The sequence below is a fragment of the Acidovorax sp. LjRoot38 genome (assembly GCF_964252975.1).
GTDB classification, from domain to species: domain Bacteria; phylum Pseudomonadota; class Gammaproteobacteria; order Burkholderiales; family Burkholderiaceae_C; genus Acidovorax; species Acidovorax facilis.
This window is the reverse complement of sequence record NZ_CAXUPT020000009.1, coordinates 1-25,220: the sequence shown is the minus strand read 5'-3', so window position 1 is coordinate 25,220 and position 25,220 is coordinate 1. Positions and strand designations below refer to the sequence as shown.

Here is a 25,220-nt window from a genome sequence, read left to right as displayed (position 1 = left end):
TTCTGCGCACGAACTGTCAAAAAACGTTTTACAGCCTCTACAGCTACACAATTCAATGTAACGAGATTACAATTTCCAGCCGCAGACGCACAACAACACCCTGATACGGAGACCCCATGAGTTTTGACCTTGTCCTGTTTGGTGGAACAGGTGACCTGGCCTGGCGCAAGCTCATGCCCGCATTGTTTCAGGCGTTCCGGCACGGAACGCTGCCCGAGGGGGGGCGCATCATTGCCGTGGCGCGTGACGAGCTGAGCCACGAACAATACCGCAGCCTGATAAAGGCGCGGTTTGACAGCGTGGAACTGGCCAAGCGCCCCACCCCGGACGAGTTCGAACGCTTTGGCGCGCTGCTGCACTACCTGCGCATGGATCTGTCCAAAACAGAGGACTACACCAAGCTGGCTGCCATGCTGCATGAACGCGGCGCCGACTCGGTGGTGATGTATGTGGCCACCGCGCCCAGCCTGTTCACCAACGTGTGCGAGCAGATCGCCGCCGTGGGCCTGAACGGCCCCACCACCCGCGTGGTACTGGAAAAACCGCTGGGCCACGATCTCCAATCGAACCAGGCCATCAACGACACGCTGCGCCGCGTGCTCAAGGAAGAGCAGGTCTTTCGCATCGACCACTACCTGGGCAAGCCCTCGGTGCAGAACCTGTTTGCCATGCGCTTTGGCAACGCACTGTTCGAGCCCCTGTGGCGGCGCGAAACCATTGCCAACATCCAGATCACCATTGCCGAAGAACTGGGCGTGGAGTCGCGCGGTGCGTTCTATGACCAGACCGGCGCCCTGCGTGACATGGTGCAGAACCACGCGCTGCAACTGCTGTGCGCCATCGGCATGGAGCCGCCCATCAACTCCAGCGCCAACGCCATCCGCGATGAAAAGCTCAAGGTGCTGCAGTCGCTCAAGCCCTGGAGCATGGAGACCATCGGCCAGCACGTGATTCGGGGTCAGTACGCGGCGGGCAACGTGCACGGCGCGCAAGTGCCCGGCTACGCGCAGGAAAAAGGCGTGGCCCCCGGCAGCACCACCGAAACCTTTGTCGCGCTGCGCACCGAGATCAGCAACTGGCGCTGGGCCGGAGTGCCGTTCTACATCCGCACCGGCAAGCGCCTCGCCGGGCGCGACGCGCACATCGTCGTCAACTTCCGCCCGGTGCCGCATCCCATCTTCAAGACCCCGGTGGGCGCCGCCAACCGCCTGGTGATCAACCTGCAGCCCAAGGACGGGCTGGAGCTGCACCTGCTGGCCCAAGGCGCCGCCCAGCACCAGACGGAGCCAGCGCTGTCGCAGGTGCACCTGAACCTGGACTTCGACCAGCGCTTTGGCACCGAGCGCGTGGGCGCCTACGAACGCCTGCTGCTCGACGTGATTGCAGGCCGCCTGAACCTGTTTGTGCGCAGCGACGAGCAGGAAGAAGCCTGGCGCTGGGTCGAGCCCATCCTGCAGCACTGGAAGAACGACCCCGTGGGGCCGCGCCCGTACACGGCGGGCAGCTGGGGGCCTAGCTCGGCCAGCGCGATGATTGCGAGGGATGGGTATTGCTGGAGCGAGGAGATGTGAGCGGGGCGTTCACGCCACCTTTCTCCACCACGTCTCTCCTCGCCATCACGCTCTTCACCCGGGCGCGCCGCGCTGCGGCAGATCAATCAGGCGCCCGCCAGCTGCGCCCGGGCCTCCCGCCTGAAATCGGTGGGGCGTTGGCCTGTGTGTTTCCTAAAGAACCGACCGAAGTACGCCTCGTCCTCAAACCCCAGCTCGGCGGCGATCTGCTTGACCGACAGGGACGAATACACCAGCTCTCGTTGCGCTTCGTGCACCACGCGCGCGTTGACCATATCTTGGGCCGACATGCCGAGCACTTCGCGGCACAGGCGCGAGAGTTGCCCTACGGAAATCCCCAGCGCGTCCGCGTAGGAACGCACGGGCGTGTGCTGGCGGACATGCACATCCAGCAAGGCACGGAACCGCTCGATCTGCCCGGCCTTGCGCGAGCGCCCAGGCCCCGGCAGCGCGGCGGACGTCTGCGCCAAACGGGCAATCTGCACGAACAGAGCCACCAGCAGGGGCATACCTGCGGCCCTAACGCCCCCATCGCCATGGGACTCCTGCTCGATCACCTCAAACAAGGGTTGTAGCGCCTGCGCATGACGTCCACCCGGATCCACCGGCAGGACCAGGGGGCGGCGGATGTGCTCCAGCAACTCCGGCGCCGCCAGGGCAGCCAGCGACTCCAGCGGCTTCTGCGCCGCAGTGATGACCGGGCCGTCCGTGGCCGGATGAAAGCTGAACCCATGCACCGTGCGCGCGGGAATCACCACCAGGCATGGCGGGTGCAGCGGCCAGCGCTGGCCGTCCATCAGCGCGCTGCCGCCCGCGCCGCCCGCCGTCAGGTACAGCACTTGGATCAGCCCCTCGTGGAAATGCAAGTCGATCTCCCAACCAAACAAGCTGGAACGTTCAGGCACCCGCTCCAGATGCACCAGATCGGCCCAGGCCGGCGAAGCGTCCTGCGTGCCGTAGAGCGCGAACTGTCGCACCGTCCCGGGCTCGATTCTCATGGTTTTCCCTCATTCTGAGTGGGTGGCATATGCACGAATTGTCCTGTTCATCGCTCGCTTTGTCGATTGAGAAAAGCCGCAGGGTGCGGGATGCTTCACCCCATCACCACAAGGAGACAGCGGCCCATGAACCACAGCGACAACCGCATCGCTCACGATGAATTTTCCTCCGCGCAGGGCGCCGACTGGCTACGACTGAAGGGACGCGTCTGCGTCGTAACTGGGGCCGGCAGCGGCATCGGAGCCGCCATTGCAGGCGCGTTTTCAGCGGTCGGTGCCCAGGTGGCGTTGCTGGACCGTGACGGAGAGGCCGCCCGACAGGTGGCCACACGATTGACCACCCAGGGAGGCCATGCGCTGGCTGTGGCCTGCGACATCACCGACGAAAGCGCTGTGTCCGCCGCAGCCGTGCAGGTGCGTGAAAGCCTTGGGCCCACCGCCGTTCTGGTCAACAACGCGGGCCTGCTTCGTCCGGGTAGCCTTGACAGCGTCACGCTGGCCGACTGGAACGCCGTGTTGGCCGTCAACCTGACCGGCTACCTGCTATGCAGTCGTGCCTTTGGGCAGGACATGCTGCAGGCGGGCCGGGGTTCACTGGTGCATGTTGCATCGGTATCGGCCTTGCACCCGCAGACTGCCAGCGGCGCCTACAGCGCCAGCAAGGCGGGGGTGCTGCTGCTGTCGCGCCAGCTGGCGGCCGAGTGGGGCCCCCGGGGCGTGCGCAGCAACGCCATCTGCCCCGGGATGATCCGCACCGCGCTGTCTGCCCGCTTCTATGAGGAGCCGGGTTTCGAGGCGCGTCGCGCGGCGGCCACCGCCAGCCGCCGCGTTGGCGAGCCCCGGGATATTGCCGAACCCGCGCTGTTCCTCGCCAGCGACCGATCGGCCTACATGAACGGCGCAGAGCTGCTGGTCGATGGCGGCCTGGGCTGCATGTTGATGGACATGGTGCCGCGCCCGGGCTTCAACCGCACGCCGGCCCCAGCCACCTGACGCGCACCGCCCCGCACGGCGTCCCCTCACCAGAACCCACGCACCAAGCGCCACCGGCGCAGGCCGCCGCATGGGCAATGCCCAGCGCCCCCTGTACATACACCCCTCAACAAGGAGACTGCAACATGAACCCTGCCAACCCTTCCTCCTGCGAGGAACTGACGTGCGACCTGCTGGTCGTGGGCTCCGGCGCCGGCGGCCTGTCCACCGCCATCGCGGCCAGGAAACACGGACTGGATGTCATCGTGATCGAAAAGGCAACCTGCTTCGGGGGCACCACCGCCTTCTCGGGCGGGGTGCTCTGGATCCCCGGCAACACCCAATGTGCTGCACCAGACACCCGCGAGGCCATGCGCACCTACATGAAGGACCAGACGGGGCCGTTCTACAAAGCTGATGCGGTCGACGCCTTCCTGGACCATGCGCCCGAGATGGTGGCCTGGTTCGAGCGCGAGACTGCCGTGCGCTTCGTGCCCACGCTCTACCCCGACTACCACCCCGACGCACCAGGGGGCGCTGCCATTGGCCGCTCCATCCTGGCCGCGCCCTATGACGCGAGCCAGCTGGGTCCAGAGCTGGCACGGCTACGCCCACCGCTGTCCACGATCACCTTCGTGGGCATGATGTTCAATTCGTCGAACGCCGACCTCAAGCATTTCTTCCGCGCCACCAAATCGGTGGTGTCGGCTGCCTATGTGGCACGGCGCCTGGGGGGCCACCTGCTGGACCTGGTGCGCTACCGCCGAGGCGTGCAGGTGACCAGTGGCAACGCCCTGGCTGCGCGCTTGGCCAAGACCTGTTTCGACCTGGGCATTCCGATCCACACCGAGGCCGAAGCGCGCGAACTGCTGCAAGCTGATGACCGCGTGACCGGTGCACGCGTGCACACGCCCCGGGGCGAACGGCGCATCCGCACCCGCCGGGGCGTGGTGCTGGCCTGCGGCGGCTACCCCCACGATGTGGCCCGCATCACCCAGCGCTACCCGCACCTGGCGAGTGGTGGCGAGCACCTCTCGCCTGTGCCCGCAGAGAACACCGGCGATGGCCTGCGCCTGGGCGCGCAGGTCGGGGGGCAAGTGGATGAGCGCTTTGACGGCGTGGGCGCAGCCGCCTGGATGCCGGTGTCGCGCGTGCCCCTGAGCCAAGGTCGCACGGGAGTGTTTCCGCACCTGCTGGACCGCTACAAGCCCGGCATCATTGGAGTGCTGCGCAACGGGCGGCGTTTCACCAACGAGTCCCACTCGTACCACGACGTGGGCGCTGCCATGATCGAGGCTTGTCGTGGTCAGCGCGAGACCGCCATGTGGCTGCTGTGCGACCAGGCCACGCTGTCCAAATACGGCCTGGGCTATGCCAAGCCTGCGCCCATGCCCGTGGGCGGCCTGATCCGCAAGGGCTACCTCTTCAAGGGCCGCACGCTGGCAGACCTGGCCCAGGCCGCTGGCATCGACCCCGAGGGGCTGGAAGCCACCGTGCGCGAGTACAACGCTGGCGCGCGCACCGGCGAGGACCGCCAGTTCGGGCGCGGCACCACGGCCTTCAACCGCTACCTGGCCGACCCCGACCAGCAGCCCAACCCCTGTGTGGCCCCTATCGGTCCCGGCCCTTACTACGCCGTCAAGGTCGTCATGGGCGACCTGGGCACCTTCGAGGGCTTGCGCACCACCACCGAAGGCCAGGTGCTGCGTGCCGACGGGCAGGCCGTACCCGGGCTGTACGCCGTGGGCAACGACCGCACCAGCATCATGGGCGGCAACTACCCTGGTGCCGGCATCACGCTGGGGCCGGCCATGACCTTTGGCTGGATCACCGGCCGCCACGTGGCGGGCGCATGGCCGCCAGGCCAACGCACAACGCCCACCCGCAAGGAGGCCTGCCATGCCGCATGAGCCCTTGGCCAAGCCCCTGGTGGACCACCGCGTCTACACCATCCGCCTGCGCAAGATGGGCGAGTTCCTGGAGGTGTTCAACCGCATGGCCATGCCCGTGCTGATGGACACACTGGCACACCCGGTGGGGTTTTACGTCAGCCAGGTCGGTCCCTTGAACCAGTTCGTGCACCTGTGGGCCTACGAAGACCTGGCCGACTACGAGCGCCGCTGCCAGGCCCGCGACAGCCACCCAGCGTTTCCCGCCTACCTGGCAGCGTCCGAGCACCTGATCGTGGCGCAGGAAACGCGCCTTGTCCGCGCAACGCCCATGCCGGGCTGGAGGATGCACCAGCCCTGAAGCAACACCCGCCCTGCCCCATTGCATTCACCAGACCACCAGATACAACATCAACGGAGACAAACCATGCACATCCCATCCCTTCGCACCTTCATCACCCGTCGCAACCTGCTGCTGCGCGCCAGCGCCGCAGCCTGCCTGGCCGCCACCACGGGCGCCAGCCTGGCCCAGCCTCCAGCGTGGCCGAGCAAGCCCATCCGGTTGGTCGTGGGCTTTCCGGCTGGCGGTACCACCGACGTGATGGCCCGCGTCGCAGGCGCGGCACTGAGCAAGTCGCTCGGCCAGCCCGTCGTGGTGGACAACAAGCCGGGGGCCAGCGGCAACCTGGGCGTGATGGAAACCAGCAAGGCCGCACCCGATGGCCACACGCTGATGGTGGCCCCCATTTCGGTGCAGACAGCCAACCCCTTCCTGTTCAAGCCTGCACTGAACCCCGAGCGCGACCTGCGCCCCGTAGCCAGCCTTGGCTACGCCCAGCTCTACCTCGTGGCCAAGAAGGGGCTGCCTGTGCAAAGCGCCAACGACCTGGTGGCCATGGCCAAGGCGGCGCCTGGCAAGCTCAGCTATGCCTCCGGGGGGGCTGGCACCCAGATGCACCTGGTGGGCGAACTCTTCAAGCAGCAGGCGGGGTTTGACGCCGTGCATGTGCCTTACCGAGGCGCGGCACCGGCGCTGCAGGACATCCTGGCCGGGCAGGTGGACTACTACTTCGACCCGGCCACCGGCTTCCAGCACATCCGCGAAGGCCGCGCACGGCTGCTGGCCGTGACCGGCACCAAGCGCTCGGCCTTCTTCCCGGAGGCACCCACCCTGACCGAGCTGGGCATCAAGGGCGTGGAACTGGGCAACTGGTTTGGCGTGTTTGCGCCCGCAGGCACGCCCAGCGACATCGTGAACCGACTGGCCAGCGAGATCGCCAAGGCGGTCGCCCTGCCGGAGGTGAAAAGCCGCTTTGCCGACCTGGGGGCCGAACCCATCGTGCAGGACGCCACCGCCTTCCAGCAGACCATCGGTGCAGAAACGCAGCTCCTGTCAGCGCTCATCAAGGAACGCCGCATCGCCGTGGACTGAGCGCAGGACAACGAAGGAGAACCTGCGCCGGTCAGGCCGGCCCGACCAGCTCGATCGGCAACCCATCAGGGTCGGCAAAAAAGGTGAACAACGCGCCGGTAAACGGATCGACCCGCACCGGCTCCACCGCCACGCCATGCGCTACCAGCGTGCCCACGCTGGCCTCCATATCGGCTACGCGCAACGCCAGATGGCGCAGGCCACAGGCCTCGGGGTACGACGGGCGCTTGGGTGGATGGGGGAAGGAAAAAAGCTCCACCTGCGTTCCATCGGGTAACTGCAGGTCCAGCTTGTATGACTGCCGCTCCGCCCGAAAGACTTCGTGCACCACCCGCAGGCCGAGCACCTCGGTGTAGAAGCGGCGCGAGCGGACATAGTCGCTGGCGATGATGGCCACATGGTGCACACCGCTGACCTGTAGCGCAGGCCCCGGCGCGGGCGGTGCGGCAACTTCGCTGCTCATCCTTCAGAGCCGGCAATATCGAGCGCACGCGAAGCTCCATACAGCGCAGGCGTGGCGCTCGGGTCGATGATCCAGCAGGGGATGGACGCGAGGTAGGGCTGAAAGCGTCCCTTGGACTCGAACCGTGCGCGGAACGAGGATTTGTCGAACCACGTGCCCAGGCGCGGCACCATGCCGCCGCCAATGAACACGCCGCCGCGCGCGCCCAGGGTAAGGGCCAGGTTACCCGCCACGCTACCCAGAAAGCCGCAGAACAGGTCCAGCGCCTCCAGCGCCAAGGCGTCGTTGGACTGCAGTGCCAGCTCGGTCACTTCGGCGGCCGAACTGATCTCCTTGCCGCCGCGCTGGGCCAGCCTGCGCAGCGCATGGTACAGGTCCACCAGCCCCGCACCCGATACCGCGCGCTCTGCGGACACATGGCCATAGCGTTCTTGCAGGATGGCCAGCACGTCGAATTCGCGCTGCGTCTGCGCGGCCAGCGAAACGTGCCCACCCTCGCCCGACAGGGGCACGCCGTTGCTGGACCCCGGCGGGAAGACCAGACCCGACACGCCCAGGCCCGTGCCCGGGCCCAGCAGCGCGATGGCGGCGCCCGGCACGGCCTCGCCACCGCCCACGGGGCGCAGCAGGTCGGGCGTCAGCAGGGGCAGCGCCAGCGCCAGCGCGGTGAAGTCGTTGATGACCACCAGGCGCTCAAAACCAAACGCCTCGCGCACCGCGCGCTGCGAGAAGCTCCAGCTGTGGTTGGTCATGCGGATGGCGTCGCCCGTGACGGGGTTGGCAATGCCAAACGCCGCCTCGCGCGGGGTGGGTACGCCCACTTCTGTCAGATAGGCCGCCAGCGCAGCATCCACGGTGGGGAACTGCGCGCAGGGCAACACGCGCGTGTCGTGCAAGGGGCCGCCCGGTTCGTTCTGCCAGGCCAGTCGGATATTGGTGCCGCCGATGTCGGCAAGGAGGCGCTGAGGGTGCATGGGAAAAATATGAAAACCAAAGGTCACACGCCCCCGTTGCCCTGCGGCAGACGGCGGCCTGCGGATCGCTAATGCTATTATTTATATAGCTTCTGGCGCTTGATAGATAAGCGCTGGAGCCTCTTTTTACCTGAATTACCGCTTCGGGCAAAGACCAAAGCCCCTTCTTGCAGCGACCCAGGGGCCGGGGCTCCCAACCGCTCAGCCTGTCAATCGATCTTCGGACTTGGCGTCGAACCAGTGGGCGTTGGCGGGCTCTACCGCCAGGCCCACGGCGTCGCCGGGCTGCACGCGGGTCTGGGCGTCGGTGCGCAGCGTAACGCTGCCTGCGGCGGTGTCCACCATCACATAGGTGTCCGGGCCCGTGGGCTCCACCACGCTGACCCGGCCGCGCCAGGGGGCGGTCTCCTGCATCACCAGGTGCTCGGGGCGCACGCCCAGCAGCACCTCGTTAGCACTGGATGGTGGAGGCGCCAGGTTCAATGCCGCACCCTGGATGCCAAACTGCCCGCCCGTGACCGCGCCACGCAGCAGGTTCATGGTGGGCGAGCCGATGAAGGTGGCCACGTAGGTATTGGCCGGGCGGTTGTAGATCTCGTCGGGCGTGCCCAGCTGCTGCACCACGCCGCCCTTCATCACCGCGATGCGCGAACCCAGGGTCATGGCTTCGACCTGGTCATGCGTCACGTACACGCTGGTGATGCCGCTGGCCTGGTGCAGGCGCTTGATCTCGGCGCGCATCTCCACGCGCAGCTTGGCGTCGAGGTTGGACAGCGGTTCGTCAAACAAGAAGAGCTGCGGCTGGCGCGCCAGGGCCCGGCCCATGGCCACGCGCTGGCGCTGGCCGCCCGAGAGCTGGCTGGGGCGGCGGTCGAGCAGGTGACTGATCTGCAGCATGGCTGCGACTTCGTCGATGCGCTTTTGGCGCTCTGGCTTGGGCATCTTGCGCATCTCCAGCGCAAAGCCAATGTTGTCGGCCACAGAGAGCGTGGGGTACAGCGCGTAGCTCTGGAACACCATGGCGATGTCACGGTCGCGCGGGGGCATGCCCACCACGTTCTTGCCACCGATGCGGATCTCGCCTTCGGTGGGCTCGTCCAGGCCCGCAATGATGTTGAGCAACGTGGATTTGCCGCAGCCCGAGGGGCCGACCAGGATCAGGAACTCGCCCGGTGCCACGTGGATGTCGATCTTGCGCAGCACTTCCACGCTCTTGTCACCCTTGCCAAAGCGCTTGTTGATGCCCGCGATGTCCAATGAAGACGCCATGATTTTCCTTAACCTTTCACCGCGCCAGCCGTCAGGCCGCGCACAAAAAACTTGCCTGCGAGAACGTAGATCACCATGGTGGGCAAGCCTGCGATGATCGCGGCCGCCATGTCCACGTTGTAGGCCTTCACACTGCTGCTGGTGTTGGCCAGGTTGTTCAGGCCCACCGTCACGGGCTTCGAGTCCGTGCCCGAGAACACCACGCCAAACAGGAAGTCGTTCCAGATGTTGGTGAACTGCCAGATCAGCGTGACCATGATGATGGGCGTGGACAGCGGCAGCACGATACGCCAGAAGATCTGGAAGAAGCTGGCGCCATCCATGCGCGCCGCGTTCACCAACTCCTTCGGGATCGCCGCGTAGTAGTTGCGAAAGAACAGCGTGGTGCCCGCCAGTCCCGCCAGGCAGTGCACCAGCACCAGCCCGGTGATGGAGCTCGAAAGCCCTAGCCATCCCAGCACCTGGCTCATGGGCAGCAGCACCACCTGGAACGGCATGAACACACCAAACAGCAGCATGCCGAACAGCGCATCGCTGCCGCGAAACTTCCACAGGCTCAGCACATAACCATTGAGCGCGCCCCACACGGTGGAGATCATCACGGCCGGCACGGCCATGGCCACCGAATTCCAGAAGAACGGGCGCAGGCCATTGCAGTCCACGCCCGTGCAGGCGCTGGACCAGGCCGTGCCCCAGGCTGCCCCGTTCAGCGCAGCGGGCAGCGCCAGCAGCGAGGTGCTGCGAATCTCCTCGGCATCCTTGAACGAGGTGACCAGCATGGCGTACAGCGGTAGCAGGAAGAACGCGGTGGCCAGGGCCAGCACGGCATAGACCAGCAAGCGGCCGAGCGACGGAAAGAGGGAGGGCTTAGCGGTCATGGGGCTTGGTCCGCAGTTCGCTGTAAAGGTAAGGGATGACCAGTGCCGCCACGGTGGCCAGCATCATGGTGGCACTGGCGGCGCCCAGGCCGATCTGGCCGCGCGAGAACGACATGGTGTACATGAACGTTGCTGGCACGTCGGTGGAAAAACCAGGGCCACCGGCGGTGAGCGCCATCACCAGGTCAAAGCTCTTGATCGCCAGGTGCGACAGCACCATGACTGTGGAGAAGAACACGGGCCGCAGTGCGGGCAGCACGATGCGCCAGTAGATGCGTGGCAAGGATGCACCATCGACCTGCGCGGCCTTGATGATGCTGTCGTCGATGCCCCGCAGGCCCGCCAGGAACAGCGCCATCGCAAAACCAGCGCTTTGCCAGATGCCTGCAATCACCACGCAGTAGATGGCCATCTCGGTGTCCACCAGCCAGCCAAACTCAAAATTCGGAAAGCCCCAGTCGCGCACCATTTTTTCGATGCCCAGGCCCGGGTTCAGCAGCCACTTCCAGGCCGTGCCCGTGACCACAAACGACAGGGCCATGGGGTACAGGTAAATGGTGCGCAGCGCGCCCTCAGCGCGGATCTTCTGGTCCAGCAGCACGGCCAGCACGACGCCGATGGCCAGGGACCCGCCCACGTAGCCCACGCCGAAGATGCCGAGGTTCTTGAGCGCGACCCACCAGCGGTCCATCTCCCAGAGTTTTTCGTATTGTGCGAGACCCACCCATTCGTAGTTGGGGAGCATGCGCGATGCGGAGAGGCTCAGCACGCCATTCCAGACCATCAGGCCATAGATGAAGGCAAAGCCCAGTACAAAAGCCGGTGTCACGACCAGCTTGGGCAGCCATGTTTCAAACGTGTTTTTGCTCATGGCCACGGTATGTGTTTGTCATCGTCCTGCATGTAAAAAAAGCGGGGGACACGCAGGAGTGCCCCCCAAATGAACAAAGTAACCTCTGACTAACTCGCTAACTCACTACCTACTCAACGGATCACCACCACACCTCGTACTGCACGCCCACCAGCGTGCGCGAGGTCTTGCCATTGGCGCCAAAAGTTGCGGCATTGGCCAGTGCCGCTGCCTGGTTCCAGTTGGCCTTGGTCACGTACAGACGCAACTCGGGACGTGACCAGAAGTCTTCCGACAGGGCCAAGGCGCCCGCCAGCGTGACCTTGGACAGGCGCTGGTCAGCACCAGTGCCCTTGCGGGTGGTGGTGGACAGTTCCACCAGGCCCTTGAAGTTCTTGGTGAACGCATAGGAGCCACGGCCGCCCAGCGAGAAGTCCTTGGTCTCCACGCCCGTCAGATCAGCCTTGTTGGTCTGGTAGCCAATGAGGGCCTGACCACCAAACGGGCCGCTTTGCCAATTGATGGAGTCGGCGATGCGGGTGGCGCGCTTGCCAGCGCTGGTGCCCTCGATGGCCTCGAACTCTCCGTCGATGCGCGCATGGCCCCGCGATGTTTGCAGGTACAGCGTGTTGGTGATGCTGGGCAGCAGGAATTCCTTTTGCGTGTGCATGAAGGAGATGCCCGAGCCCGAACCGCCATTGACCTGGCCCTTGCCCCCCACCGCCGTCAGCAGCACCCGCAGCTTGCCACCCGGGTTGGTGTTGATCTCCGACAGGTCGGCGTTGATGCGGTGTGCCTTCACGTTGTTGGGCAGGCCACCGTCGAACTTGTCGCCGGTGAACACGCCCAGGCCCAGCTTCATGCCGCCGACGGGCACATCGGTCACACCGGCGCCGATGTTGTCGCCGTAGTTCAGCAGGAAGTAGTCGACGATGTGCACGTCCTGGATCCGCAGGCGGCGCTGGCCGACCCAGAACTTGGCTTCGGGCGAGAACGAGAAGCCGCTCATTTCCACAAATGCCTGTTCGGTGCTGATGTCGCCACTGCCCCACTTGGCGGGCATGTAGTTGACCTTCCACTTGACACCGCCGGCTTCAAAACCGCGTGCAAAGTTGACTTCGATGCCGTTGTCACCCTCGTTGCCCAGGCGGTACTTCTGCAGTTCGCCACCCAGCGAAAGGTTCCCCTTGACGCCGTCGGAGTGGTTGAACACCGGGCCGCCCCGCGAGTAACCGTTGAACTCAAAGCCTGCTACATCCATAGCAAAGGCGCCATTCGCGCATGCGGCGGCCAAAGCCACCGCCGTAAGGCGGTTTCTTGTCTTCATGATGGGATCCCTCTGGGGTTGGTTTTATTGCGTGTGTGCGCGTGTGTCTTGCACGGCTTACTTGGTTTTCGCGGCGGCCGCGATCTTCTTCATGGCATCGGCGACGCTGACCTTGTCGTCGTTCCAGAACTGGCTGACCACGTCCTTGATGGCACCTTCGGTGGCCGGGGCAATTGCCATGCCGTGGGCCGCGCTGGGCACCAGACCCCCGCTCTTGGCGGTGTCCACAAAGTCCTTGGCCGAGGCCTTGGCGCAGTCGTCAAACTTGTCCATGGGCTGGCCCGCACGCACGGGGATGGAGCCCTTGTTCAGGTTGAACACTTCCTGGAAAGCCGGGCTCATGATGGCGCTGGCCAGGTCGCTCTGCGCCTTCTGTGCGGCAGCATCCTTCAGCTTGAACAGAATGAACGAATCGACGTTGAAGGTGAACGCGTTGGCCGAGCCCGGTGCAGCAGCACACAGGAAGTCTTTGCCCGGCGCCTTGCCTGCGGCCAGGAACTCGCCCTTGGCCCAGTCGCCCATCAGCTGAAAGCCTGCCTTGCCCTGGATCAGCATGGCCGTGGCCAGGTTCCAGTCGCGGCCAGGGGCGCCGGGGTCGGTGTAGCCCTTGATGCGGCGGAAGGTCTCCAGCGACTTCTTCATGATGTCGCTGTTGATGGCCTTGTCGTCAAGCTTGACCAAGGCGTCCTGGTAGAACTTGGGGCCACCCACGCCAAGCACCACCGATTCAAACGTGGTGAAGTCCTGCCAGTTCTGGCCACCGTGGGCCACGGGCACCAGACCTGCGGCCTTGAGCTTGTCGGCTGCCGCAAAGAACTCGTCCCAGGTCTTGGGCATGGCGGCCACGCCAGCCTTCTTCAGGGCCTCGGAACTGCCCCACATCCAGTTCACACGGTGCACGTTGACCGGGGCGGCCACGTAAGCGCCCTTGTACTTCATGACATCGGCGACCACCTTGGGCAGCAGGTCATCCCATTTTTCAGCCTTGGCCAGGGTGTCCATGTTGGCCAGCACGCCTTCGGACGCCCACTCCTGAATGGCCGGGCCCTTGGTCTGCGCAGCCGACGGTGGGTTGCCCGAGATCACGCGGCTCTTGAGCACGGTCATGGCGCTGTCGCCACCGCCACCGGCCACGGCAAAGTCGCGCCAGGTGTGGCCCTTGCCCTGCATGATCTTCTTGAGCTCGGCCACCGACTTGGCTTCGCCGCCCGAAGTCCAGTAGTGCAGGACCTCCACCTCCCCCGCGCTGGCCGACATCGCTGCCGCCAGGCCCACCGCCACTGCGGCGATTTTTGTCATCTTCCACATACCCGTGTCTCCTCGATGTTTGAATCCGTTGGTGCGCCGCAATCCGGTGCTGTTCAGCGCAGTCGGTACTTTAATTACAATAATTAATGAACATATCAGGGCTTTCCCGGGTGTGGGTTACATACCAACGCCATTGGCCCGTTATTGAATTACCAACCGCTGCGGGTGCAAGCATTGCCGTGCTGCAGGAGCCGCTGGCGGGGTGCTTTGTTATGCTCAATCCCATGGCCACGATACTGATTGTTGAAGATGATGCCCTGCTGCTGGACGCGCTGACTGGCCAGCTCCAGCAGCTGGAATTCGGCGTGCACACGGCCTCCAGTGTGGCCGAGGCCACCACGCTGCTGCAGTCGCAGGCGGTGGACGGCATCATCCTGGACCTGGGCCTGCCCGGCGCCGACGGCATGGAGCTTCTGACCTGGGCGCGCACCCACATTGCCGGCCTGCCCGTGCTGATTCTGACCGCGCGCGATGGCGTGGAAGACCGCGTGCTGGGTCTCAATGCCGGGGCTGACGACTACATCACCAAGCCCTTCAACATGCAGGAGCTGCAGGCCCGCCTGCAGGCCATGCTGCGCCGTGCGCGCCAGCCCGCCTTTACCCAGGCCAGCAGCGCCGCAGGGGGCGCCAGCACCACCATCGGCCCGCTGGTGCTGGACCACGCCAGCCATTCGGCGGCGCTCAATGGCGACCTGCTCGACCTGACCCAGCGCGAATGGGAGCTGCTGGAGTTGCTGGTCAACCGCTGTGGCGAAGTCGTCACGCGCGACGATGTGCTGGCCGCCTGGCGCGCCAGCCCCCCGGAGCCCGGACAAACCGCCGCGCCCCCGCTCAACTCCAACGCGCTGGAGGTGTATGTGCACCGCCTGCGCAAGAAGCTCGACACCTCGCCGCTGGCCATCCGCAACATCCGGGGGCTGGGGTACATGCTGAACAGGCCGTGAAGTGGAGTGCCCCCCTGAGTCGCTGCGCGCCTTCCCCCCAGGGGGACGCCGCCAGCGCGGCGGGGCGGCCCTTGCGCGGCGGCCCTGGCCAGGCCGCACCGGTTTCGCCCGCTGTGCCGCAAACTCACTTGACTGGCTGCATCACCCAAATTGCCCCCACCCGTTCGGGCTGAGCCTGTCGAAGCCGGGGAGTGTTTTTGCAAACAGCCCTTCGACAACCTCAGGGCGAATACTCCCTCTGCGGCAAGTCTTCCATCAGACAAACTTGTATTGGTAATTCATGCGCCACGTACCGGGGGTTTCTCTTCAACGCAAGCTGCTGCTGTGGCTGTTGCTGCCGCAGCTGGTGTTGTGGCTGTCTGGCGGGTTTCTGGCGTGGCGCATTGCGCTGCAGAACGGCGAGAAGGGCATTGACCAGACGCTGACGCAGTCGGTGCGAGCGCTCGCGCGGCAGATCAAGCCGATCGGGGACGGGTTGCTGGTGGACTTTCCCAAGGCCGCGCAGGACATCCTGGAGCAGGACCCGGCCGACCGCATCACCTACATGGTCTCGTCCCCGCCCGGCCGCTTTCTGCTGGGCAATGCCCAGTTGCCCCCGCCGCCGCCCGTGGAGGTGCGCGTAGGCGACCCCTACCTGTACCACGCCCGCGTGGACGACCGCCCCGTGCGCGTGGCGCTGCTGGACGTGGACTACGGCACACCCCAGACGCGCCAGACCCTGCGCGTGCAGGTGGCGCAGAGCCTCACCGTGCGCGAGCGCATCGCGCAGGAGCTGCTGGAGCAGATGGTGTTCCCCATGGGGCTGATGGGCCTGGCGCTGAGCGCCGTGGTGTATGCGGGCGTGCTGCGCGGCCTGCAGCCCTTGAAGCGCCTGGAGGCCCAGATCGAGCGCGCCGGCGCCCTGCCGCAGGCTGGCACCACACCGCTGCCCCCCATCGAGCTGACCTCGGCTCCGCAGGAGGTGCATTCGCTGGCCAGCACCATCAACCGGCTGCTGGAGACCGTGGCGCGCGGCCAGCAAAAGGAAAAGCGCTTTCTCAACGACGCTGCGCACCAACTGCGCACCCCGCTGGCCGGGCTCATCGGCCAGACCGAGCTGGCCCTGCACGAAAGCCATGAGCCCGCCGTGCAGGAACGGCTGCAGAAAGTGCTTTCGGCCGCCCAGCGCAGCGCCCACTTGGTGCACCAGCTGCTGCAGCTGGCGCGCTCCGAATCGAACGTGGAGATGCAGGCCATCGACCTGGCCTGCCTGGCCCGCGAAGTCGCTCGCGAATGGGCAGCCCGCGCCCTGGCGCAGGGCATGGACCTGGGCTACGAGGGTGACGACAGCCTGCCCGTGCAAGGCCAGCCGGTGCTGCTGCGCGAGGCGCTCAACAACCTCATCGACAACGCACTGCACTACGCAGGCCCCGGCGCCACGGTGACAGTGCGTGTTGGCCACGAGGAGCCCGGGCGCTGGGCCTTGCTGCTGGTGGAGGACGACGGACCGGGCGTGCCAGCCGAACACCTGGGCGATCTGTTTGCGCGCTTCTGGCGCGGGTCGGACAAGGCGGGGGGGTGTGGGCTCGGGCTGTCGATCGTGGAAGAGATCGCGCTGCGGCATGGCGGCCGGACGGTGGCGGAGGGGGTGGTGCCTAGGGGGTTGCGGGTTGGGATGCGGCTGCCTGCGGGGTGAATTTTTGGTTTTTTTGGGGTCTGGCGCTTGACCTACGAGCGCGGGAAGCTGCTTTTTTCATAGCATCTTGCACGTACCATTCGGACTGAGCCTGTCAAAGCAAGGGCAAGCTCGTTCTCTGGTTTATGCAGCGTGCTTGGGTCAAGGGCGAAGGCCGGGAGTCGCCCGGCATGCGAGTAACTTTCTTTCGCGTCGCCGAAAGAAAGTCACCAAAGAAAGGGCGACCCTGCTGTCTGCGACCCCTGCGCTTCGCTCCGGGGCAACCTAGGGTGCTCGGTCACGGGGTGCACCGCAGAACTCGCTGCGCGCCTGCGGCGCTCCGCTCGAACAACTGCGGTGAGTCAGTTCACGAAGCGCGTGTGTCCTTCGGCACACGCGCCACCCCGCGCCCTGCGCGCCCCAGGCGCATCCAGAAGGGAACCCAGAACATCCACACGGGCCATTGCTGCGCAACCTGGGCCGAGCGCAGCAATGGCCCGTGTGGATGTTCGGCTGCCCAACCCCCTGTTGGCTGCGCCTGCGGCGGGGCGGTTGGGGGGTGAGCATGGGCGTCGGAGCGCCCATGCCTCGTTAACTGACTCGCCGTGGTTGTCCGAGCGGCGCGCGCCAGCGCAAAGCGAGTTCCACGGCGCACCCAGCAACCGCCCCGACGCAGGTTTACCCCGTAGCGAAGCGCAGGGGTCGCAGACTGGGGGGCGCCTTTCTTTTGCTCACTTTTCTTTGGCGAAGCAAAGAAAAGTGAGTCGCCCGCCGGGGCGACAACCCGGCCTCCGCCCTCAACACAAGCATGCTTTTCAAACCAGCGCGCCAAGGCTTCGACAAGCTCAGCCCGAACGGTATGGGGCAAACTGAGGAGCTATAAAAACAATAGCGGCTGGCGCTTACTAAACAAGCGCCAGCCGCCAAAACCACTAAAAACTCCGACCTCAAGCCGCCAGAATCAGCTTCTCCAGCTTCACCGCATCCACCGCAAACGCCCGAATCCCCTCGGCCAGCTTCTCCGTCGCCATCGCGTCCTCGTTCAGCGCATAACGGAACCCCGCCTCGTCATAGTTCACCGCTGGCAGATCCATCCCCTTCGCAACGCCAGCATCCAGCGCCCGCTGCAACGGCGCATCGCTCGCCGCCAGCTGCGCCAGCAGCTCCGGCGCAATGGTCAGCAGGTCGCACCCAGCCAGCGCCGTGATCTGGCCCACGTTGCGGAAGCTTGCACCCATCACCTCGGTGGCAATGCCAAAACGCTTGTAGTGGTTGTAGATCTGCGTGACGGACTGAACGCCCGGGTCGTTGGCCCCGGCACGCGCAGCCTCGTCCCAGCTCGCGCCCGCCTGCTTCTTGTACCAGTCGTAAATGCGGCCCACAAACGGGGAAATCAGCTGCACCTTGGCCTGGCCGCAAGCCACGGCCTGGGCGAACGAGAACAGCAGCGTGAGGTTGGTGTGGATGCCCTTGCGCTCCAGCTGGGCAGCGGCCTGGATGCCCTCCCACGTGGCCGCGATCTTGATGAGCACGCGGTCGATGTGGATGCCTTCGGCCTGATACAGCTCGATGATGCGCTCGGCGCGCGTGACGGTGGCGCTGGTGTCAAAGCTCAGACGCGCATCCACTTCGGTGGAGACGCGGCCGGGCACGTGGGTCAGGATTTCGCAACCAAAACGCACCAGCAGGCGGTCGATCACCTCGTCCATGGCGCGCCCTTGCCACTTGGCGACGGTGTCCTTGAGCAGGGGCGCGTATTCTGGCTTTTGCACCGCCTTGAGTATCAGCGAAGGGTTGGTCGTGGCGTCCTGCGGACGGAACTGGGCCAGTTGCAGAAAGTCGCCGGTGTCGGCAACCACGGTGGTGAACTGTTTGAGGGCGTCGAGTTGGTTCATGGCGCCATTATTCCGCATCACGTTGGGCACCTTCGGTACTACCAACCACCGATACGCCGTGGACACCCAGGCTCAGCTGCACGTCATCACCCACGGCCAGCACATCATCCAGGTCGGACGACACCACAAAGATGTGGCCGAGCGTGGTGTCAAAGGTGTATTCGTGCACCGCGCCCAGGTAGGCCCGCTTGTCCAGCCGGGCGGGCAGCAGGCCCGCGCCCTGGCGGTGAATACGCCAGGCCTCCGGCCGCACCGCCACCTTTACCGGGCCGCTCTTCACCGCCATGCGGGGGCGCAGCACCAGCGGGCCGAGTGCCACCGTGCCGTCAGCGTCGGCCACGGCGGGGAACAGCATCGCCTCGCCCATGAAACCGGCCACAAACTCGCTGTGCGGGGTTTCGTACAGCGCGCGCGGCGAGCCCTTCTGCGCAATCAAGCCCTGGTTCATCACGATGATCTGGTCGCTCACGGCCATGGCCTCGGCCTGGTCGTGTGTGACGTAAGCCACCGTGAGCGACAGGCGCTGCTGCAGCGCGCGGATCTCTTCGCGCATCTCACGGCGCAGGCGGGCGTCGAGGTTGGACAAGGGCTCGTCGAACAGCAGCACCTCGGGCTCCAGCACCAGCGCACGGGCCAGGGCCACGCGCTGCTGCTGGCCGCCCGAGAGTTCACTGGGCAGGCGGTCGTCATAGCCCACCAGGCCCACGCCGCGCAGCGCCTCCACGGCCTTGGTGCGTGCCTGCTCCTTGGGCTGGCCCGACATGCGCAGGCCGTACATCACGTTTTCCACCACGTTCATGTGCGGGAACAGCGCGTAGCTCTGGAACATCATGCTCACGTTGCGCTGCGCGGGGCCGAGTGTGGTCACGTCCTTGCCGGCAATGAAGATCTCGCCCGAGGTGGGCGACTCCAGCCCCGCGATCATGCGCAAGGTGGTGGTCTTGCCGCAGCCCGAGGGGCCGAGGATGGTGGTGAGCGTGCCGCGCGGCACCTCAAAGCTGATGCCTTTGACGGCCAGGGCAGCGCTGCTGTCGCTGCCGTAGCGCTTGGTGATGTTGCGGAACACGATGCCCGCGTCGTTGTTGTTCATGGTTGTCTTTTCAATTGACGATTGCGCCTGGCAACTGGCGCGATCCAGGCGTGGGACGCCGAGCAAGGGCCGCCCCGCAGCGAGGCGTTGTCCCCCTGGGGGGAAGGCGCCGAAGGCGACTCAGGGGGGTCATAAGCCACCGCGCCGACCGAGTTTGCGGTCACCCACCAGCAGCTGAATGAGCCCGATGGAGGCCGACATGAGGATGATGAGCACCGTGCAGTACGCCAGCGCCACGCCATAGTCGCCATTGCCCACGCGGCCAATGATGTAGGTGGTGGCCAGCTCGTTTTCGGCCGTGACCAGGAAGATCACCGCACTCACGGTGGTGATGGCGCGCACAAAGCTGTAGACCAGCGCCGCCACCAGCGCAGGCTTGAGCAGCGGCAGCACCACATGGCGCAGGGTCTGCACACTGCCTGCGCGCAGCATCACGGAGGCTTCGTCCAGCGAACGGTCCAGCTGCTTGAACGCCGCCGTGCCCGCCCGCACGCCCACCGGCAGGTTGCGGAACATGAAGCACAACACGATGATGAGGGCGGTGCCCGTCAGCTCGAACGGCGGCACGTTGAACGCCAGGATGTAGCTCACGCCCAGCACCGTGCCGGGAATGGCAAACGCCAGCAGCGCTGCAAACTCGAACGCGCCCTGCCCCCGGAACTCGGTGCGCGCCAGCAGCCACGCAATGCCGATGCCCAGCGTGGCCGTGAGCGGCGCCGAGATGGCGGCGAGCTTGAGCGTGGTGAAAAACGAGTTCCACGCGGTGCCCGCCCACACCACACCAAACTCGCCCCATTCCACGCTGAACGCGGTACGGAAATGCGCCAGGGTGATGGTGTAGTCGCGCCCCCAGGTCTGCACAAAGCCACCGGCCAGCGCAAACAGGTACACGATCAGGGTGAACGCCATCCAGGGCAGTGCAATCGAGTGCACCACGCGGCGCACGCCCGTCGGCAGCGGCATGGCGATGCCCGCATCGCCCTTGCCCGATACAGTGGTGAAGTTCTGCTTGCCCAGCAGCCCGCGCTGAATGGCAAACACCGTGAGCGCAAAGAACGTGAGGATCCAGGCCAGCGACGCGGCACGCCCCTGGTCGTACTGCGCACCGACGATGGCAAAGAAGATTTCGGTCGAGAGCACCGAGAACTGCCCGCCCACCACGATGGGATTGCCGAAGTCGGCCATGCTTTCGATGAAGCCCACCAAAAACGCGTTGGCCAGGCCGGGCTTGAGCAGCGGCAGGGTCACGGTCATGAAAGTGCGGTGCGGGCTGGCGCGCAGGGTTTGTGCGGCTTCTTCCAGGCTGGGCGCCACGCCCTGCACCACGCCGCGCATGATCATGAAGGCGATGGGCGTGAACGCAAAGGTCTGCGCCACCCAGATGCCCAGCCAGCCGTAGAACCAGCGCGTGGGCGTGATGCCGAACGCGTATTCCAGAAACTGGTTGAACACCCCGGCACGGCCAAACAGCAGGATGAGCCCCAGGCCCACCACAAACGGTGGCGTGATGATGGGCAGCAGCGCCACGATGTTCAGCGGCCGCGCATAGCGGCGCGACGCGCGCTCGGCCATCAGCGCCATGAAAGTGCCCAGCAGCGTGGTGCTGGTGGCGGTCATCAGCCCCAGGAACAGCGTGTTCCAGGCCACGCCGCAGCGCTGGCCACCCGCCAGGCACGAGAGACCAAAGTTGCGCTCGTGCGCAATGCGCTCCCACACCACGGCCAGCGAGAACGGGCCATCCTCCAGAAAAAACGCAGCCGACAACGCCTTGAGCACCGGGAACACGATGAACAGCGCGAGCAGGCTTCCACAGCCCACCACCGCAGCCGCTACGAACAGATCGCCTTTGAAAAATCCTCGCCGTGCCACGCCGAACGACAGCAGCACCAGCAGTGCTGACAACACCACAAACCCGCCCCAGCCCATGCCGGGCTGGCGCGCGCCCAGTTCACCCAGGCTGGTGTTCATCCACTCAAAGGCCCAGCCTCGTGCGCCAATCGCAAAGCCACTGAGCAACAAGGCCACAAGCCCCAGCGCGCCCCCCGCCGCAAGCACGGCGCCCTGCTTGCGTCCCGCAGGCAGGCAGGCGCCGAGCCCCGCCACGGCCAGACCGGCCAGGCCTAGCCAGAGCCAGGGCCGACCAAACAATGCCGCCTGCATGAGCCCGTTGGCCGCCTGTTCGCCGCTGAAAACCTGGCCCACCGCGAGCAGGCCATTGGCATCCTGCTGCGCATACCAGGGGAACACGAGATAACCCAGCACGCCCACGACCAGCCAGACCCACAAGGGCCGGTTGACCGAGGCGCTGGGTGCTGTGGTTCGGAGGGTTGCGTGCGCCGCCGCTGCTGCTGCCGACACCACCACCCCTTAGCGCGCCGCGTTCTGCACGTCTTTTTCCCAGCGCGCAATCAGGCGGCGACGCTCGGCGCTGGCGCCGTATTTGGCGTAGTCGTAGTTGATGAGCTTCATCTTGGAAGGGTCGGTCATGCGCGGGTCCTTGGGCACCTGCGTGTTGCTGGGCAGCTGGAACTGCTTGGCCGCCAGGCCAAACTGCTGGCCGCCTGGCGTGAGTGCCCATTCGTAGAACTTCTTGGCGGCCTCGGTGTTGGGGCCGTTCTTGACGATGCTCATGGAGCCCACCTCGGCGCCCGTGCCTTCCGAAGGCGTGACCGAGCCCACGGGGAAGCCATTGACCGCCTCAGTGGTCACGTCGTGCACGAAGCTCACCGACACCGTGGTCTCGCCCCGGGCGGCCGCCTTGACGGGCGCCGTGCCCGAGCGGGTGTAGGTGCTGATGTTGGGGTGCAGGGCCTTGAGGTATTCAAACGCCTTTTCCTCGCCCATGATCTGCACCAGCGTAGCGATCATGGTGTAGGCCGTGCCACTCGATGCCGGGTTGGCCATCTGCACCTCGCCCTTGAACTCGGGCTTGAGCAGGTCAGCCCACGACTGCGGGGGGTTGAGCTTGCGCTTGGCCAGCAGCTCCTTGTTGTAGCCAAAGCCCAGCGGGCCCAAGTACACGCCCACCGTGCGGTACTTGGAATCCGCCGCCTGCTTTTGCGCCCAGGGGTACAGCTGCGGCAACTGGGGCGATTTGTATTCGAGCGTGAGGCCCTGCTCGGCCGCCTGCAGGTGCGGGTCGCCTGTGCCGCCAAACCAGATGTCGGTCTTTGGGTTGGCGCGCTCGGCGTTGAGCTGCGCCAGCGCCTCGCCTGAGCCCTTGGCCGTCATGTTGACCTTGGTGCCTGTGGTCTTGGCGTACACCGTGGACATCAGGTTGCACCACTCGGCTTGCACCGAACAGATGATGTTGACCTGGCCCTGGGCCCAGCTGCCGGAAGCGGCCGCCACCAGGGCCGTGCCGGCCAGAAGTTTCGTCAGCAAAGGTTTGCGCATGGGAGTCTCCTCAGTATCTGGATAACGTGATTAACGCGATGCAAGGATGCTAGTCCTGCAGGCAGGCCAGGGTCAGGGGGGAAACTCCCAGACCGGGTGCAAGCAGGTTGAAAGGCGGGGATGGCGCTCTCCCCGCCGCCTTGGGAACCAAGTTACATTAAGAATGGTTCCCCCAAACCTGTTCGAAGGCCTCACCTGAGCAGCCCGCGCTGCACACCCTGACTGAGACATGCTCGACCGCATCACCGCCTCCCTGCCCTCCCTGGCCCCCGCCGAACAGCGCGTTGCCCGGCTGGTGCTAACCGACCCACGCACTTTTGCACGCCTGCCCGTGCGTGAACTGGCCGAACGCGCGCACGTGAGCAAACCCACGGTGGTGCGCTTTTGCCGCAGCATGGGGTATGACGGACTGGCAGATTTCAAGCTCAAGCTGGCAGGCAGCGTGAGCGAAGGCGTGCCCTTCATCCACCGCAGCGTGGACGCCGACGACAAGACCGGCGACGTGCTGGTGAAGGTGGTGGACAACGCCGTGGCGGCCTTTTTGCAATACCGCAATGCCGCCAGCACCGTGGCGCTGGAGCGTGCGGCCGAGGCGATTGCAGCCACCTGGAAAACCGGCAAACGCATCGAGTTCTACGGCGTGGGCAACTCGGGCATCGTGGCACAGGACGCGCAGCACAAGTTCTTCCGTCTGGGCGTCACGTCCATTGCCACCAGCGACGGCCACATGCAGGTGATGAGCGCGACCCTGCTCGGCCCGGGCGATTGCGCGGTGATCATCTCCAACTCGGGCCGCACCCGCGATTTGATGGACGCCGCCGACATCGCCCGCAAGAACGGCGCCACCACCATCGCCATCACCGCCAGCGGCTCGCCCCTGGCCAGCACCTGCCAGATCCACCTGGCCGCCGACCACCCCGAGGGCTACGACCGCTACAGCCCCATGGTGTCGCGGCTGATGCACCTGCTCATCATCGACGTGCTGGCCACCTGCGTGGCGCTGCGCATTGGCAGCTCGCTGCAGCCAATCCTGCAGCAGATGAAAGAGAACCTGCGGGCCAAGCGCTACGCGTAAATCCTGGCCGTCAGGCCAGGCCGGGTGCACACCTTCTCAGTCCAGCGTGACACCCGCGTCGCGGATCACCTTGCCCCACTTGGTCGTTTCAGCAGCTAAGAAGGCATCGCACGCCTCCGGTGTGGTGCCCTCTCCGAAGGTACCCATGGTTTCGAGCTTGGCTTTGGTCTCTTCACTCTGGATGATGGCGTTCACGGCGTCCGACATGCGCTTGACAACGTCGCGCGACGTGCCGGCGGGAGCAATCATGCTGGCCCAGGTGCTGCCCAGCATGCCGGGCACGCCCTGCTCGATGAAGGTCGGCACGTCGGGCAACATGGGCAAGCGCTTTTCGCTGGCCACGCCGATGAGGGTGATGCGGCCTGCCTTGGCGGGCTGAATCAGGTTGGGCGGAGGGTCGAGGAACAAAGGCACCTGGCCGCCGAGCAAATCCGTCAGCGCCGGCGCGGCGCCGCGGTAGGGAATATGGACCATGAAGGTCTTGGTGAGTGACTTGAGCAACTCGCTGGTCAGGTGCGCGGCAGAGCCCGTGCCTGACGAGGCAAAACTCACCTTGCCCGGGTTGGCCTTGGCATAGGCCACGAGTTCCTTCACCGTCTTGAACGGTGCATTGGGGGCCACCGCTGCCACCAGTGGAGAAACACCCAGCAGCGACACCCCCACCAGGTCCTTGCGCGGGTTGTAGGGCAGCTTGGGGTAGAGCGTGGTGTTGGCGGTAAAGGCCGGAATGACCACGCCAAAGGTGTGACCGTCCGGAGCGGACTTGGCGACGGCATCCACGCCGATGATGCTGTTGGCGCCGGGTTTGTTGTCGATGACAACCGACTGTCCGAACTGCTTTTGCAGGCCCAAAGTCAGCAGACGCGCCATCTGGTCGGTAAACCCGCCCGCCGTGTATGGCACGACGATGCGAATCGGGCGGCTGGGCCAAGTGGCTTGGGCCAGTGCTGGCAGTGCCGCACTGGCCAGCGCTGCGCCAGTGGCCTGGACGAGGCTGCGACGGGAAAGGGATGCGCTCATGGTTTTGTCTCCTGCTGGTTTATAGGTGCAAAAAATAGGCCCATCGCTTATTCAATAAGCACTGGCAGCTATATTTTCAATAGCAAACAACCCGCATCGATTGGGCTGTGCTTTTGATCTACGGGGGCTCAGAGCGCCTTGGTCAACTCCGGCACGGCCGTGAACAGATCCGCCGCCAGCCCATAGTCGGCCACGCTGAAGATCGGTGCCTCAGC

General features: G+C 65.4%; 21 protein-coding genes. 8 read left to right on the top strand and 13 right to left on the bottom strand.

The genetic code is table 11. The annotated features are described in order from the left end of the window. Positions 1–116 precede the first annotated feature (116 nt). Complete coding sequence (gene zwf, locus ACSQ22_RS16900) at positions 117–1,571, top strand: glucose-6-phosphate dehydrogenase (RefSeq protein WP_228898863.1); 1,455 nt, start codon at positions 117–119, stop codon at positions 1,569–1,571. A gap of 86 nt (positions 1,572–1,657) precedes the next feature. Here the strand turns inward: zwf and ACSQ22_RS16895 are convergent, their stop codons facing one another. Continuing rightward, complete coding sequence (locus ACSQ22_RS16895; protein WP_436130997.1) at positions 1,658–2,569, bottom strand: helix-turn-helix domain-containing protein; 912 nt, start codon at positions 2,567–2,569, stop codon at positions 1,658–1,660. Between the two features lie 126 nt (positions 2,570–2,695). Between ACSQ22_RS16895 and ACSQ22_RS16890 the strand changes: the two genes are divergently transcribed. The 4 genes from ACSQ22_RS16890 (at position 2,696) to ACSQ22_RS16875 (ending at position 6,862) form a co-directional block, all read left to right on the top strand. After that, on the top strand, positions 2,696–3,562 hold the full coding sequence (locus ACSQ22_RS16890; protein WP_436130996.1) for an SDR family NAD(P)-dependent oxidoreductase: 867 nt from the start codon (positions 2,696–2,698) through the stop codon (positions 3,560–3,562). 125 nt (positions 3,563–3,687) lie between these two features. After that, positions 3,688–5,451, top strand: coding sequence for an FAD-dependent oxidoreductase (locus ACSQ22_RS16885; protein ID WP_436130995.1), 1,764 nt, complete (start codon positions 3,688–3,690; stop codon positions 5,449–5,451). Beyond that, the gene (locus ACSQ22_RS16880; protein ID WP_436130994.1) at positions 5,441–5,791 is read left to right on the top strand and encodes an NIPSNAP family protein; all 351 of its coding nucleotides are present in this window, start codon (positions 5,441–5,443) and stop codon (positions 5,789–5,791) included. Before ACSQ22_RS16885 ends, ACSQ22_RS16880 begins: the two co-directional genes overlap by 11 nt. Positions 5,792–5,857: 66 nt before the next feature. Then, entirely contained in the window at positions 5,858–6,862 is a 1,005-nt protein-coding gene (locus ACSQ22_RS16875) for a tripartite tricarboxylate transporter substrate binding protein (RefSeq protein ID WP_121507504.1), read from the top strand. A gap of 31 nt (positions 6,863–6,893) precedes the next feature. Here the strand turns inward: ACSQ22_RS16875 and gloA2 are convergent, their stop codons facing one another. From gloA2 to ACSQ22_RS16840, 7 genes are all read right to left on the bottom strand, one after another. Next, positions 6,894–7,325 carry an SMU1112c/YaeR family gloxylase I-like metalloprotein gene (gene gloA2 / locus ACSQ22_RS16870; RefSeq protein ID WP_436130993.1) on the bottom strand — a complete coding sequence of 144 codons (432 nt, stop codon included), beginning with the start codon at positions 7,323–7,325 and terminating at the stop codon, positions 6,894–6,896. Further along, positions 7,322–8,299, bottom strand: coding sequence for a glucokinase (glk, locus tag ACSQ22_RS16865; RefSeq protein ID WP_121422360.1), 978 nt, complete (start codon positions 8,297–8,299; stop codon positions 7,322–7,324). Before glk ends, gloA2 begins: the two co-directional genes overlap by 4 nt. A 201-nt stretch (positions 8,300–8,500) precedes the next feature. Continuing rightward, the gene (locus ACSQ22_RS16860) at positions 8,501–9,568 is read right to left on the bottom strand and encodes an ABC transporter ATP-binding protein (protein WP_055395136.1); all 1,068 of its coding nucleotides are present in this window, start codon (positions 9,566–9,568) and stop codon (positions 8,501–8,503) included. A gap of 8 nt (positions 9,569–9,576) precedes the next feature. Beyond that, the gene (locus ACSQ22_RS16855) at positions 9,577–10,446 is read right to left on the bottom strand and encodes a carbohydrate ABC transporter permease (protein WP_121422358.1); all 870 of its coding nucleotides are present in this window, start codon (positions 10,444–10,446) and stop codon (positions 9,577–9,579) included. Continuing rightward, complete coding sequence (locus ACSQ22_RS16850) at positions 10,436–11,317, bottom strand: carbohydrate ABC transporter permease (protein WP_121422357.1); 882 nt, start codon at positions 11,315–11,317, stop codon at positions 10,436–10,438. Before ACSQ22_RS16850 ends, ACSQ22_RS16855 begins: the two co-directional genes overlap by 11 nt. A gap of 121 nt (positions 11,318–11,438) precedes the next feature. Beyond that, complete coding sequence (locus tag ACSQ22_RS16845; protein ID WP_121507506.1) at positions 11,439–12,557, bottom strand: carbohydrate porin; 1,119 nt, start codon at positions 12,555–12,557, stop codon at positions 11,439–11,441. A gap of 123 nt (positions 12,558–12,680) precedes the next feature. Beyond that, positions 12,681–13,931 carry an ABC transporter substrate-binding protein gene (locus ACSQ22_RS16840; protein WP_436130992.1) on the bottom strand — a complete coding sequence of 417 codons (1,251 nt, stop codon included), beginning with the start codon at positions 13,929–13,931 and terminating at the stop codon, positions 12,681–12,683. 224 nt (positions 13,932–14,155) lie between these two features. Here ACSQ22_RS16840 and ACSQ22_RS16835 point away from each other — a divergent pair, with 224 nt between their 5' ends. Together ACSQ22_RS16835 and ACSQ22_RS16830 are read left to right on the top strand one after the other, a co-directional pair. Then, positions 14,156–14,875 carry a response regulator transcription factor gene (locus ACSQ22_RS16835; protein ID WP_055395176.1) on the top strand — a complete coding sequence of 240 codons (720 nt, stop codon included), beginning with the start codon at positions 14,156–14,158 and terminating at the stop codon, positions 14,873–14,875. Between the two features lie 280 nt (positions 14,876–15,155). Further along, entirely contained in the window at positions 15,156–16,550 is a 1,395-nt protein-coding gene (locus tag ACSQ22_RS16830; RefSeq protein ID WP_121422354.1) for a sensor histidine kinase, read from the top strand. 926 nt (positions 16,551–17,476) lie between these two features. Here the strand turns inward: ACSQ22_RS16830 and tal are convergent. The 4 genes from tal to ACSQ22_RS16810 all read right to left on the bottom strand — a co-directional run bounded on the left by tal (position 17,477) and on the right by ACSQ22_RS16810 (position 22,910). Then, positions 17,477–18,424: a transaldolase gene (gene tal / locus ACSQ22_RS16825; RefSeq protein WP_121422352.1), complete on the bottom strand. Its 948-nt coding sequence runs from the start codon at positions 18,422–18,424 to the stop codon at positions 17,477–17,479. Positions 18,425–18,431: 7 nt separating this feature from the next. Next, entirely contained in the window at positions 18,432–19,514 is a 1,083-nt protein-coding gene (locus ACSQ22_RS16820) for an ABC transporter ATP-binding protein (RefSeq protein ID WP_121422351.1), read from the bottom strand. Positions 19,515–19,643: 129 nt separating this feature from the next. Then, on the bottom strand, positions 19,644–21,782 hold the full coding sequence (locus ACSQ22_RS16815; RefSeq protein WP_370449771.1) for an ABC transporter permease: 2,139 nt from the start codon (positions 21,780–21,782) through the stop codon (positions 19,644–19,646). A gap of 99 nt (positions 21,783–21,881) precedes the next feature. Further along, positions 21,882–22,910, bottom strand: a complete 1,029-nt coding sequence (locus tag ACSQ22_RS16810; RefSeq protein ID WP_121507513.1) for an ABC transporter substrate-binding protein — start codon at positions 22,908–22,910, stop codon at positions 21,882–21,884. Between the two features lie 229 nt (positions 22,911–23,139). Between ACSQ22_RS16810 and ACSQ22_RS16805 the strand changes: the two genes are divergently transcribed. Continuing rightward, positions 23,140–23,985, top strand: coding sequence for a MurR/RpiR family transcriptional regulator (locus ACSQ22_RS16805; protein ID WP_055394300.1), 846 nt, complete (start codon positions 23,140–23,142; stop codon positions 23,983–23,985). Between the two features lie 36 nt (positions 23,986–24,021). Here the strand turns inward: ACSQ22_RS16805 and ACSQ22_RS16800 are convergent, their stop codons facing one another. Beyond that, complete coding sequence (locus ACSQ22_RS16800; protein WP_228898880.1) at positions 24,022–25,005, bottom strand: tripartite tricarboxylate transporter substrate binding protein; 984 nt, start codon at positions 25,003–25,005, stop codon at positions 24,022–24,024. Positions 25,006–25,220: the final 215 nt, after the last annotated feature.

Excerpts from the sequence above, each read along its gene's own strand:
- ACSQ22_RS16850 (WP_121422357.1), bottom strand. The coding sequence starts at position 11,317 with ATGAGCAAAAACACGTTTGAAACATGGCTGCCCAAGCTGGTCGTGACA.
- ACSQ22_RS16885 (WP_436130995.1), top strand. The coding sequence starts at position 3,688 with ATGAACCCTGCCAACCCTTCCTCCTGCGAGGAACTGACGTGCGACCTG.
- ACSQ22_RS16875 (WP_121507504.1), top strand. The coding sequence starts at position 5,858 with ATGCACATCCCATCCCTTCGCACCTTCATCACCCGTCGCAACCTGCTG.
- ACSQ22_RS16840 (WP_436130992.1), bottom strand. The coding sequence starts at position 13,931 with ATGTGGAAGATGACAAAAATCGCCGCAGTGGCGGTGGGCCTGGCGGCA.
- ACSQ22_RS16805 (WP_055394300.1), top strand. The coding sequence starts at position 23,140 with ATGCTCGACCGCATCACCGCCTCCCTGCCCTCCCTGGCCCCCGCCGAA.
- ACSQ22_RS16860 (WP_055395136.1), bottom strand. The coding sequence starts at position 9,568 with ATGGCGTCTTCATTGGACATCGCGGGCATCAACAAGCGCTTTGGCAAG.
- ACSQ22_RS16895 (WP_436130997.1), bottom strand. The coding sequence starts at position 2,569 with ATGAGAATCGAGCCCGGGACGGTGCGACAGTTCGCGCTCTACGGCACG.
- ACSQ22_RS16800 (WP_228898880.1), bottom strand. The coding sequence starts at position 25,005 with ATGAGCGCATCCCTTTCCCGTCGCAGCCTCGTCCAGGCCACTGGCGCA.
- ACSQ22_RS16845 (WP_121507506.1), bottom strand. The coding sequence starts at position 12,557 with ATGGATGTAGCAGGCTTTGAGTTCAACGGTTACTCGCGGGGCGGCCCG.
- glk (WP_121422360.1), bottom strand. The coding sequence starts at position 8,299 with ATGCACCCTCAGCGCCTCCTTGCCGACATCGGCGGCACCAATATCCGA.
- ACSQ22_RS16890 (WP_436130996.1), top strand. The coding sequence starts at position 2,696 with ATGAACCACAGCGACAACCGCATCGCTCACGATGAATTTTCCTCCGCG.
- tal (WP_121422352.1), bottom strand. The coding sequence starts at position 18,424 with ATGAACCAACTCGACGCCCTCAAACAGTTCACCACCGTGGTTGCCGAC.
- ACSQ22_RS16880 (WP_436130994.1), top strand. The coding sequence starts at position 5,441 with ATGCCGCATGAGCCCTTGGCCAAGCCCCTGGTGGACCACCGCGTCTAC.
- ACSQ22_RS16830 (WP_121422354.1), top strand. The coding sequence starts at position 15,156 with ATGCGCCACGTACCGGGGGTTTCTCTTCAACGCAAGCTGCTGCTGTGG.
- gloA2 (WP_436130993.1), bottom strand. The coding sequence starts at position 7,325 with ATGAGCAGCGAAGTTGCCGCACCGCCCGCGCCGGGGCCTGCGCTACAG.
- ACSQ22_RS16855 (WP_121422358.1), bottom strand. The coding sequence starts at position 10,446 with ATGACCGCTAAGCCCTCCCTCTTTCCGTCGCTCGGCCGCTTGCTGGTC.
- ACSQ22_RS16810 (WP_121507513.1), bottom strand. The coding sequence starts at position 22,910 with ATGCGCAAACCTTTGCTGACGAAACTTCTGGCCGGCACGGCCCTGGTG.
- ACSQ22_RS16820 (WP_121422351.1), bottom strand. The coding sequence starts at position 19,514 with ATGAACAACAACGACGCGGGCATCGTGTTCCGCAACATCACCAAGCGC.
- zwf (WP_228898863.1), top strand. The coding sequence starts at position 117 with ATGAGTTTTGACCTTGTCCTGTTTGGTGGAACAGGTGACCTGGCCTGG.
- ACSQ22_RS16835 (WP_055395176.1), top strand. The coding sequence starts at position 14,156 with ATGGCCACGATACTGATTGTTGAAGATGATGCCCTGCTGCTGGACGCG.